Raw genomic sequence first — 11,036 nt, 5'->3', positions numbered from 1 at the left:
CTAAGCTATATCAAGGGAGTGTGTGAGATACTCACCACTACCCTTTTATTATACCATAATAGGGGGATAAATAATGGCATCATACAGGAAACGCCCCAACGGCTGGGAATATCGAATAAACTACTACGACTCTACTGGCAAGCGGAAACCAAAATCAAAGGGTGGTTTTAGGACGAAATCTGAAGCCATCAAAGCCGCTGCTGAGATGGAACTGAAATTACAAGATAATATCAATGTTGATGAAGATATCACTTTTTTAAACTATTTCAAGCAATGGTGTGAGGTTTACAAGCGTCCGAATGTGTCAGAATTGACGTTTAATCTGTATCTTATTAACCAAAGACAGATAGCGTCTTTTTTGGCGATAAGAAATTAAAGGATATTACTGCCACTGAGTACCAACGTGTATTGAATCAGTATGCTGAAACTCACGCCCATTTGACTGTCAAGAGGTTTCACACTCAAATAAAGGCGTGTATAGACATGGCAGTGCACGAAGGATATATCAAGCGTAATTTTTGTAAGTTTGCCAAAATCAACGCTAAAGTTAAGAGTAGAGACATCGAAAGCAAATTCCTAGAGGTTGAGGAATATGAGCGATTGATCTCCGAGACAAGCAAACATCCAGAGCGTACCGCTTATGCAGTCTTGTATTTGATATCTAAAACTGGCATGCGGTTTGCTGAATGCCTCGGTCTAACCGTGAATGATATTGATTATGAGACTGGCATGTTATCCGTCAACAAAACATGGGACTACAAGAATAACACTGGTTTTATGCCCACAAAAACAAAAAGCAGTATCCGAGAGATACCGCTTGATGATGATTGTTTAAAATTTATAAAATCGTTGACACCGCAACCCGATGGCAGACTGTTGCCAAGGATATTTAATAATGCCGTCAATAGAACGCTACGAAAGATAGTTGGTCGTGAAGTGCGTGTCCACTCGTTAAGGCATACTTATGCCAGTTATCTAATTGCTCACGATATCGATTTAATATCAGTATCGCAAGTTTTAGGGCACGAAAACTTAAATATCACGCTTGATGTGTACGCTCATCAACTTCAAGAGCAAAAATCACGAAATCACGAAAAGATTAAGCAAATGTGGACAGAACGTGGTCAAAAACCCTTAAAGTAGCGATTTTACGGGCTATCACATAGTCTATCATACTATGGACAATAGTACCAAATCCAACTAAAACAAACAGAACATAAAATAGTTTTTGGAAGTCCTCTCCCGTTACTGAATAAAAAATCACACAAGCAATTACTTCAGCTACAGCATGAATAACACCTAAAACAAAGTTAAAAATTAGTGATGATTTATGGTTTTCTATTGTTTGAGGGAATTTTTTCAAATAAAAAGCTCCTAACAAACCAAAGACGATATGCGAGAATGCCCTAAAAACAATGACAATCGGATAGCCGGCCATAAGGAATCCTAAACTAGACGCTAAGATAACAAAAGCTGCTACCCAGGGCGATATAAACATAGCTAGAAATATTGGAACGTGACTCCCCAAGGTATAAGAAGCCGGTGGAATGATTAATTTAATTGGCATAATACTCGGGATAAGGATAGCAATCGCAGTTAACAAAGCTGCAAAGGTCATTTCTTGAATTCTCTTTTTCGGTTTCATAATCTACTCCTTTTTATTGTATATACACTAGTATATTACAATGTATATCCCTAGAAGTCAATATGCCATAAAAAACTAGAGCCATAAGCTCTAGTCCTTCCTTATTTACGTTTTTTCTTAGCCTTCTTCATCTTGTTAGCTTGACGTTTCATAGCATGTTTCATAGCAAATGAACCGACCTTACCTTTAAGACCACCACCAAGCATTTGGCTAAGGTCCATGTTCCCAAGATCCGGCATACCTGCGCCACCCATCATGCCTTCAAAGGCAGACATATCCATATTACCCATATCAGGCATATTTGGCATGTTTTTTGGCATATTATTTGGGTTAAGACCCATTTGACGCATCATTTGCTCCATATCACCAGACATCACACCTTGCATCATTTGTTTGGCTTGGTTGAAGTCTTTAATAAACTTGTTTACTTCGATGAAGGTATTTCCCGAACCATTGGCAATACGGCGACGACGACTTGGTGTCAAAAGATCTGGATTTTCTCGTTCTTCTGGTGTCATTGATGATACAATAGCACGCTTGCGAGCAATCTGTTTCTCGTCTACTTTAACATTAGCCAAGGCTGGATTGTTAGCCATACCTGGCAACATCTTAAGCAAATCCTCCATAGGACCCATATTTTGCACTTGGTCTAATTGGTCGATGAAGTCATTGAAGTCAAAGGTGTTTTCACGCATCTTTTCAGCCAACTCAAGAGATTTTTCTCGTCGTACTCTTGAGAAGCTTTTTCAATAAGGGTAAGAAGGTCACCCATACCTAAGATACGGCTTGACATACGGTCTGGGTGGAAAGTCTCAATATCTGTGATTTTCTCACCAGTACCTGTGAATTTAATTGGCTTACCAGTAATCTCACGAATAGAAAGAGCCGCACCACCACGTGTGTCACCGTCAATTTTAGTAAGAACGACACCTGTGATATCCAGTTGTTCATTGAACTCCTTGGCAACATTAGCAGCTTCCTGACCAATCATGCTATCAACAACCAAGAGGATTTCGTTTGGATGGGCGAAATCCTTGATATCACGCAACTCTTGCATGAGGGTTTCGTCAATCTGCAAACGACCCGCCGTATCAATCAAGACATAGTCATTTTTATTGGCACGCGCTTGTTCCAAACCATTTTTGACAATCTCAACCGCTGGTGTCTCTGTTCCCATATCAAAAACAGGAACATTAATTTGTTGGCCCAAGGTCTTCAACTGGTCAATGGCTGCTGGACGATAGATATCCGCCGCAATCATCATTGGACGAGCTTCTTGTTCTTTAATCAGCTTATTAGCTAATTTACCAGCAAAGGTTGTTTTACCAGCCCCTTGGAGACCAACCATCATAATGATTGTTGGAATCTTTGGAGATTTCTCAATTTCAGATGTTTCAGACCCAAGAATCTCTGTCAATTCTTCATTAACAATCTTGATGATTTGTTGTGAAGCATCAAGAGTATCAATGATTTCGTGACCTACGGCACGTTCACGAACACGTTTAATAAATGTCTTAACAACTGGTAGGGCAACGTCTGCTTCAAGGAGTGCCAAACGAATCTCTTTAGTGACTTCTTGAACTTCTTTCTCTGAAAGTTTTCCTTTACGTCTTAAATTTTTGAAAACGCCTTGCAAGCGTTCCGTTAAGCTTTCAAAAGCCATATAGTATTTCCTCTCTTACTTTCTGCTTGAATCTAATCTCTATTATCAATGCTACTTAGAATTTCAATTTGTTCCTGGAGATAGCTATCATCTGGGTATTTTCCATGATATCATCAAAAATTTGGCTACGGACGATGTAATCTGAATACATATGTAATTTCATCTCGTAAGCTTCCAAAATCTTCTCAGTACGTTTGATGTTATCATATACCGCCTGACGACTGACGCCAAATTCTTCAGCAATTTCTGCCAAACTATAATCATCCGCATAATAAAGCTCAATATAGTTCATCTGCTTATCTGTTAACAAGGCAGCATAGAACTCAAAAAGAGCATTCATGCGATTGGTTTTTTCAATTTCCATAAGCTCCATTTTACCATAAAATCATGGTGTTAGCACGATTCTTGTGCAGAAAAAAGCAGTGTCTTCTAATTGTTCTCCAAATAAAACTCAAAACGATCACCGACATAGTAGCTTCGTACATATTCGAAAGCCTGTCCGTCTTGAAGAAAGGAAATTTGCGTCAGACTTAAGAGGGCATCACCAGTCTTAACCTTGAGGTGCTTGGCTAGACTACTATTGGCCAAACTAGCCGAAATGGTTTGTTGGCTCTTCCCTATTTCATAACCATTATCGGTTAAGGTCTTGAAAAAATGTTCTGTAATTTCAGATTCTTCAAAGCCACGGATAATCTTTTCAGGGATACTAGCAATCTCATATGCAACTGGAATGTCATCGGCAAAGCGAACACGCTCCATCCTAATCACATAAGACTGTGGTAAGACACCTAAATTCTTGATTTCAAACTCATTGGGATGTAGACGTTTATAAGAAATGAGCTGACTAGACGGCTTCTTGCCTTGCGCTTTGACGATTTCCGTAAAACTCGTGGTTCCACGCATCTTCTCCTTAACACGACTACTGGCAACGAAGGTCCCACTACCTGGTTTACGCTCCAAAATTCCCTCGTCAACTAACAGTGTTATGGCCTGCCGTACAGTCATGCGACTGACATCAAAAGTTTCGCAAAGATCTCGCTCACTAGGAAGACGTTGCCCAATTTTCCAAGTACCTTCATCAATATCTTTTTTATTTTATCATGTATGCGAATATACGCTGGTAACATCTAATACCCCCTTTGTTATCCCTATTTTACAAAAAAAGTGTCAGAATTGTAAAGGTGATTAAATGACTTGTAGTTTCTCGTATAAATCTAGGTGCTAAGTCCTTAAATTTGTGATACAATGAAAGCATAAGAGTCCTTATGTGACGTAAAAAGAAAGGGTAATAATGACTGACATTTCTACATTGAATGATGTGCAGAAAATCATTGTTCTAGACTATGGTAGCCAATACAATCAGCTTATTGCACGTCGTATTCGTGAATTCGGCGTTTTCTCTGAGTTGAAGAGCCATAAGATTTCTGCTGAAGAAGTGCGCGAGATTAATCCAATCGGTATCGTACTTTCTGGTGGTCCAAACTCTGTATATGCTGATGACGCTTTTAGCATTGATCCTGAGATTTTTGAACTCGGTATTCCAATCCTCGGTATTTGTTACGGAATGCAACTGTTGACTCACAAACTTGGTGGTAAAGTACTTCCTGCTGGTGAAGCTGGTAACCGTGAATATGGTCAATCAACACTTCGACTTCGTGCTGACTCTAAACTCTTTGCTGGTACTCCTGAAGAGCAGGTCGTCCTTATGAGCCACGGTGATGCTGTTACAGAGATTCCGGAAGGGTTCCATCTAGTCGGTGACTCAGTGGATTGCCCATTTGCAGCAATGGAAAATACGGAGAAAAACTTCTACGGTATCCAATTCCACCCAGAAGTTCGTCACTCTGTATATGGTAATGATATCTTGAAAAACTTTGCTTTTGGTATCTGTGGTGCCAAAGGTGACTGGTCAATGGCTAACTTCGTAGATATGCAAATAGCACAAATCCGTGAAACAGTTGGTGACCGTAAAGTCCTTCTTGGACTCTCAGGTGGGGTTGACTCATCTGTTGTTGGTGTCCTTTTGCAAAAAGCTATCGGAGATCAATTGACATGTATCTTCGTTGACCACGGTCTTCTCCGTAAAGGTGAAGGTGACCAAGTTATGGAGATGCTCGGAGGTAAATTTGGCCTTAACATTATCCGTGTTGATGCTTCTAAACGCTTCCTAGACCTCTTGGCTGGTGTTGATGATCCTGAGAAAAACGTAAAATCATCGGTAACGAGTTTGTCTATGTCTTTGATGACGAAGCAAGTAAGCTTAAAGGCGTTGACTTCCTAGCTCAAGGAACACTTTATACTGATATTATTGAATCAGGTACTGAGACAGCTCAAACAATCAAATCTCACCACAACGTCGGTGGTCTTCCAGAAGACATGCAGTTTGAATTGATTGAACCGCTTAATACCCTCTTTAAAGATGAAGTACGTGCCCTTGGTACTGAAATGGGAATGCCTGACGAAGTCGTTTGGCGCCAACCATTCCCAGGACCTGGACTTGCCATCCGTGTTATGGGTGAAATCACTGAAGAGAAACTTGAAACTGTTCGTGAGTCTGATGCTATCCTTCGTGAAGAAATTGCCAAAGCTGGTCTTGACCGTGATGTATGGCAATACTTCACAGTTAACACAGGTGTTCGTTCTGTCGGGGTTATGGGTGATGGCCGTACTTACGACTACACTATCGCTATCCGTGCCATCACTTCAATTGACGGTATGACAGCTGACTTTGCGAAACTTCCGTGGGAAGTTCTCCAAAAGATTTCTGTTCGAATCGTTAACGAAGTTGACCACGTTAACCGTATCGTCTACGATATTACAAGTAAACCACCTGCAACTGTTGAGTGGGAATAAAACTAAACACACTTCAAAAGCGCTGAACTAATCCGTTCAACGCTTTTTTTGTTATATATCCAAATGACGCTATTGGCAAACAAAAATTCCATCGACACAAATAAATCGGTGGAATTTTATTCTGATAAGCTTCTTTCAAAAGTGATTTAGTCTGTTTAAACTGCTCTACTCTTCAAGTAATCGTGATAACACTATAAGAGAGATATTATCACTTAGTGAAATCCAGTACTTTACGTCCTTGGATTTGTCCTTTTTCCATTTGATCAAAGACTTCTACCGCTGTATCAACAGGAACGGTTTCAACAACCGGTACTACCAAACCTTGTGCACCGAAGTCAAAGGCTTCTTCCAAGTCTTTACGTGTACCTACAAGAGATCCAACAACACGGATACCATCTAGAACTGTTTTGACAATTGAGAGCTCCATATATTCAGATGGTAGACCAACCGCAACGACTGTCCCACCGGCACGTACACTATCAACAGCCTGGTTGAAAGCAACTTTAGAAACAGCTGTTACAACTGCACTGTGAGTACCACCAGTTTTTTCTTGGATATAGCCTGCCACATCTTTAACTTCCTTACCATTTACAACTAAATCAGCACCAGATTCTTTAGCCAAATCAAGTTTATCTTGGTTGATATCAACAGCTACTACTCGTGCATTAAACACTTTCTTAGCGTATTGAATAGCCAAGTTACCTAGTCCTCCAGCACCGTAGATTGCAACCCATTGACCAGGTTCAACTTTAGCCTCTTTAATCGCTTTATAGGTTGTGACTCCTGCACAAGTAATAGATGAAGCTTGAGCTGGGTTAAGTCCTTCCGGAACTTTCACAGCATAGTCAGCTGTAACCAAGGCATAGTCACTCATACCACCATCCACATTATAACCTGCATTTTTTACAGAACGACAGAGAGTTTCACGACCAGTTGTACAATATTCACAATGGCCACATCCCTCAAAGAACCAAGCAATTGACACACGGTCGCCTTTTTTAAGTGTTTCAACGCCTTCACCCACTTCTTCGACAATACCAATTCCTTCATGTCCCAAGATACGACCTGGAACCTTACCAAAATCTCCATGAGCTACGTGAAGGTCCGTATGACAGACACCACAATATTCCACTTTAACCAAAGCTTGACCATGTCCTACTACCGCTGGTTTGTCATGATTAACAACTTCTACTCCTGTACCTTCATTATTAACAACAACTGCTCTCATTTTAGTTACCTCCATATAAGAACTTTAACACTTTCATTGTAGCACTTGCACAACAAATGTCAACGCTTACAATATTTTTCTCTACCATCTAGAAATTTTCGTGAAAGCCCTTTGTACCAATCAATCATTTCCAAGATACTTGTATTTTCTTACAAGTGTTCTAGAATCCAGAAGGCTGACCTCAAAATGGAAATAATGGTTGCGTCCATCCCTAGCATTCTCTTTATTCAATAAAATAGTTCTTCTGACTGATTGCCATTTCTCTTAAAATGTCATCCGTCAAGAAGGTCAGAGGTATATCCATAGCAGAATAGCGATAAAAATCTTCTTCAAATTTTAAATAGCTATCAGAAAAATAGTCAATCTGAAGCTTATCGTCATAAATTTTTCTCTTCTTCATTTATAGCTTCAACTCCCAAGCTAATTTCTAGTATATCCTTAATGTAAATCCGTATATGCTGCTTGTCAGATTTTACCGTAACTTGATTAAGATTCAATTCAACCACATAGCCACTATGTCTACAGCATCTATTTTTATCCTTCATCTGAAAACTTCCCAATAATTGTCCCGTATAAAGCTGGTTTAATAGGGTAAATTTCTCCAAATCCTCCAAATGACTCGTAAAATCTTCTTTAGTCTTATCTTCATATAAGGAACTTGTGTGTTCTGACAAGAAAAAGCCCATCCACTTCATCATTCCCCTATCTTTATGCTCCCTAGCTGATTGAAAGGGAAGGTAACTACGGTCTATCATTTTAAGCCATCCAATCCTCCAGCAGAGTGTCCACCAATAAGCTTACTACGAGCAAGGCTACTAGAGGCCTCTTGTAAAGCATTAGCCTTTTGAAGAGTAGTAAAGCCAAATTCCTGACGAATGCTATCTATAGCTGCCTGAAGCCTTTCTTCTTTATCAATTTCTTCGGGATTATCAAATAAAGAGAAAACTTGAATCGTCTCATCTACAAAATTTGCATAAGAGACACTCACACTTCGAACAGCTCCTCCTTGATACTTCTTCCTAAAGAGTGCAATGACGTGGCTTATTAGTACTCTCGTATTATTAGCAGGTTCAATCTTCATCTGTGCTTGTAGCGAACGCTTGCCCTCTAACTTTGAAAATCCAATGCTAATGGAAACTTGACAAGCTTTCTTATGGGCTCGTCTTAATCTAATGGCTACCTGTTCTGCCATCTCTCTTAGAATCAATTCTATATCAGCTTGATGCTCGTAGTCTCGTGGTAAGATTTGAGAATTTCCTAAGCCATGTGACTTTGGTTTATAAGATTTATGAACATTACTCTCATCAATACCATTGGCATGAAAAAAGAGGTCCAGTCCAGCAACACCTAATTCCTTTTTAAGGATATCAGGATTGCTATTCGCAAGTTCTCGAATAGAGAAAATTCCCAACTTGTTTAGACGCTTCTCCATTCGCTTTCCAATCCCCCAGAAATCGGTCATATGGGGAATATTCCAAACCTTAGTCTCGACATCTTCATAGGACCAGTTGGCTCTCATAGTAGCCGTATGTTTGGCTTCATTATCAAGAGCTAACTTGGCCAACAAGGGGTTGCTGTTAGACATCCCAACTGTTGAGTAAATACCTGTCTCCCTCCAAATATCTCTTTGAATACGCCCTGAAATCATATCTAACTTATCTTTTCTAGTAACAGTCCTATCGGGAATAAAGTAATTCAGTGACGATGTGAGATCAATGAAACCCTCATCAATCGAGTAGGGAAGAATATCTTCAACACTAGCATAATTCTGGAAAATATGTTGAATCTGAATATTCTTCTTGATATAAAGGTCCATTCTAGGAGGGACGATAAAGGTAACCTTGGCCCAAGATTCGATATAATCTACAAAATCCCTATCCGTTGGCAGTCCTTGTTTTTTGGCATTATAATAATGAAACTTACGAGAATGAATGTCAAAAGGTAAGTCATAAGAACGACTAACATTTGACTTGCCAAAAACTTTTTAAATATGGGTGAAGAAGCTAGTATCAAACCATTCGCATTTTCAGCCCAACTCATCACACATAGAGAAGTTTTAAGAGGATGCAGGCCACGTTCAACACACTCCACACTCGCATAGAAAGATTTCATATCTACAAAAGCAATATCGCTTTGTGGCTCTCTTGAATAATCAAAATATCCCATGCTTGCCCCTTTGTTAGTTTATAAACTAACAATAGTATAAAATATAACCTCTTATATTTCAAGTATTTTTCGTAAAAAATAACAACATCCCTTCTAGAATGTTGTTATCATCTTATTTTTCCCTTTAACTTGGTCTGTAGCAACATCTTCGCCAAACCATTTGTTAGAAATCTTTTGGAATTCTCCATTTTTATAAAGGGTTTCAAATCCTTGATTAATTTTTGTGATTAGAGTCTTATCTGATTTACGGGCACCTACGGCAAAGCTTTCACCCTCATACCCAGCAGGCATAACGTTATACTGATCCAGAACCCCTGATTTCTCTAGGTAGTAATTAGCGTACACACGGTCAATCAACAAGCCATCAATACGTCCACTCTCCAGGTCAATCAAGGCTTGTGTAAAGGTTGAATATTGGACTGCTTTTTGGTTAGCAACAATGTTCTTCAAAATTTTCGGAGAAGCATTGAAAGCATCGTAACCAGAGGAACCTGCCTGAGCACCTAAGGTCTTACCGGACATTCCTGCAACAGAATCAATTCCTGAAGATTTTTGGTTACCAGTACTTGTTCATTGATCATATAAGGTTCCGTAAAGTCTGCTGACTGCTTACGTTCATCAGTAACTGAGTAGCCATTCCAAATGAGATCAATTGTCCCATTTTTTAATTCTGTTTCCTTCATATCCCAGTCAATGGCTTGCCATTCAACATCAATACCGTACAATTTAAAAACTGCGGTAGCAAGATCAATATCAAAACCGACATAGCTACCATTTTTCTCCTCATATCCCATAGGAACAAAGGTTGCATCAAAACCAATTTTGATTTTCTTTTCTTTGGTGTAGGTTTGCCACTGGTCTTTCTGAGTTGCAAAATGTGAGCGCGAGCTGCAAGCTGATAGCGCAAACAAAGGCAAGAGAACAAGACAGCCTAGCAAAACTGTTTTTACTATTTTTTTCATGCAAAATCCTCACTATTTTGGATTGATAGTGACAATCTCATCAGCGATGTTCTGTGCGAACTGCATATCGTGAGTGATAACAATTTGCGTAATCCCTGTATCACGATTCTGCAAAATCAATTTCTCCACTTCTTGACGCAATTCAGGGTCCAGCGCTGAGGTTGGTTCATCATAGCCGACGATTTTGGGATCAATCATCATGGCACGCGCAAAAGCAACCCGTTGTTTTTGTCCCCCAGAAAGAGAGTAAGGATAAGCATTTCCGTGAGCTCCAAGTCCTAAACGGTCAAGCAAACCTTGGGCTTTTTTCTGGGCATCTTCTTTAGACATTCCCATCGTCTTAATTGGCGAAAGCATCAGGTTATCTAAGACAGTCAAGTGCGGAAACAGTTGAAAATCTTGGAAAACAAAGCCCAGCAAATTACGACTTTCCATCTGATCCAAAGAAATCTCTTCATTTTCATAGATAATTTGCCCAGAATCAATGGTTTCAAGTCCCGCTAACATACGCAAAAGAGA

The 11,036-nt window shown here is 39.6% G+C and carries 6 protein-coding genes and 7 pseudogenes; 3 read left to right on the top strand and 10 right to left on the bottom strand.

Annotation, left to right across the window (positions count from 1 at the left end; genetic code table 11):
- The first annotated feature begins 73 nt into the window (after positions 1–73).
- Both HSISS2_RS11620 and HSISS2_RS11615 read left to right on the top strand, forming a co-directional pair.
- A complete protein-coding gene (locus HSISS2_RS11620; protein WP_021145271.1) occupies positions 74–376 on the top strand; it encodes an Arm DNA-binding domain-containing protein in 303 nt (100 codons plus the stop codon).
- Between the two features lie 107 nt (positions 377–483).
- A complete protein-coding gene (locus HSISS2_RS11615; protein WP_021145270.1) occupies positions 484–1,143 on the top strand; it encodes a site-specific integrase in 660 nt (219 codons plus the stop codon).
- On the opposite strand, the gene HSISS2_RS02745 is transcribed toward HSISS2_RS11615, so the two are convergent.
- The 4 genes and pseudogenes from HSISS2_RS02745 to HSISS2_RS02730 all read right to left on the bottom strand — a co-directional run bounded on the left by HSISS2_RS02745 (position 1,100) and on the right by HSISS2_RS02730 (position 4,435).
- A complete protein-coding gene (locus HSISS2_RS02745; RefSeq protein ID WP_021145269.1) occupies positions 1,100–1,645 on the bottom strand; it encodes an ECF transporter S component in 546 nt (181 codons plus the stop codon). The two genes, HSISS2_RS11615 and HSISS2_RS02745, sit on opposite strands and share 44 nt — an antisense overlap.
- Before the next feature lie 101 nt (positions 1,646–1,746).
- Positions 1,747–3,308, bottom strand: a pseudogene (gene ffh, locus HSISS2_RS02740) (signal recognition particle protein).
- A 32-nt stretch (positions 3,309–3,340) separates the two neighbouring features.
- Positions 3,341–3,672: pseudogene (locus HSISS2_RS02735) on the bottom strand (putative DNA-binding protein).
- A gap of 65 nt (positions 3,673–3,737) precedes the next feature.
- Positions 3,738–4,435, bottom strand: a pseudogene (locus HSISS2_RS02730) (GntR family transcriptional regulator).
- Positions 4,436–4,599: 164 nt separating this feature from the next.
- On the opposite strand from HSISS2_RS02730, the pseudogene guaA reads away from it, so the two are divergent.
- Positions 4,600–6,161: pseudogene (gene guaA, locus HSISS2_RS02725) on the top strand (glutamine-hydrolyzing GMP synthase).
- A 208-nt stretch (positions 6,162–6,369) separates the two neighbouring features.
- Here the strand turns inward: guaA and adhP are convergent.
- The 6 genes and pseudogenes from adhP to HSISS2_RS02695 all read right to left on the bottom strand — a co-directional run.
- A complete protein-coding gene (adhP, locus tag HSISS2_RS02720; RefSeq protein WP_002888530.1) occupies positions 6,370–7,389 on the bottom strand; it encodes an alcohol dehydrogenase AdhP in 1,020 nt (339 codons plus the stop codon).
- A gap of 120 nt (positions 7,390–7,509) precedes the next feature.
- Positions 7,510–7,789, bottom strand: a pseudogene (locus HSISS2_RS02715) (DUF5960 family protein).
- Positions 7,767–8,144, bottom strand: a complete 378-nt coding sequence (locus tag HSISS2_RS02710) for a hypothetical protein (protein ID WP_042766928.1) — start codon at positions 8,142–8,144, stop codon at positions 7,767–7,769. Before HSISS2_RS02710 ends, HSISS2_RS02715 begins: the two are co-directional and overlap by 23 nt.
- A pseudogene (locus tag HSISS2_RS02705) lies at positions 8,141–9,555 on the bottom strand (Y-family DNA polymerase). The gene HSISS2_RS02710 and the pseudogene HSISS2_RS02705 overlap by 4 nt, the downstream one beginning before the upstream one ends.
- 93 nt (positions 9,556–9,648) lie before the next feature.
- Positions 9,649–10,517: pseudogene (locus HSISS2_RS02700) on the bottom strand (amino acid ABC transporter substrate-binding protein).
- Between the two features lie 12 nt (positions 10,518–10,529).
- On the bottom strand, positions 10,530–11,036 hold a 507-nt coding region (locus HSISS2_RS02695; RefSeq protein ID WP_134981484.1), incomplete at its 5' end, for an ATP-binding cassette domain-containing protein.

It is taken from the genome of Streptococcus sp. HSISS2, from assembly GCF_000448665.1.
Classification (GTDB): domain Bacteria; phylum Bacillota; class Bacilli; order Lactobacillales; family Streptococcaceae; genus Streptococcus; species Streptococcus raffinosi.
The sequence above is the reverse complement of the archived record's forward strand: the minus strand, read 5'-3'. Positions and strand labels throughout refer to the sequence as shown.

Bases quoted from the DNA above. Each gene is read 5' to 3' on its own strand.
- HSISS2_RS11615 (WP_021145270.1), top strand. From the start codon at position 484: ATGGCAGTGCACGAAGGATATATCAAGCGTAATTTTTGTAAGTTTGCC.
- HSISS2_RS02745 (WP_021145269.1), bottom strand. From the start codon at position 1,645: ATGAAACCGAAAAAGAGAATTCAAGAAATGACCTTTGCAGCTTTGTTA.
- HSISS2_RS02710 (WP_042766928.1), bottom strand. From the start codon at position 8,144: ATGATAGACCGTAGTTACCTTCCCTTTCAATCAGCTAGGGAGCATAAA.
- adhP (WP_002888530.1), bottom strand. From the start codon at position 7,389: ATGAGAGCAGTTGTTGTTAATAATGAAGGTACAGGAGTAGAAGTTGTT.
- HSISS2_RS11620 (WP_021145271.1), top strand. From the start codon at position 74: ATGGCATCATACAGGAAACGCCCCAACGGCTGGGAATATCGAATAAAC.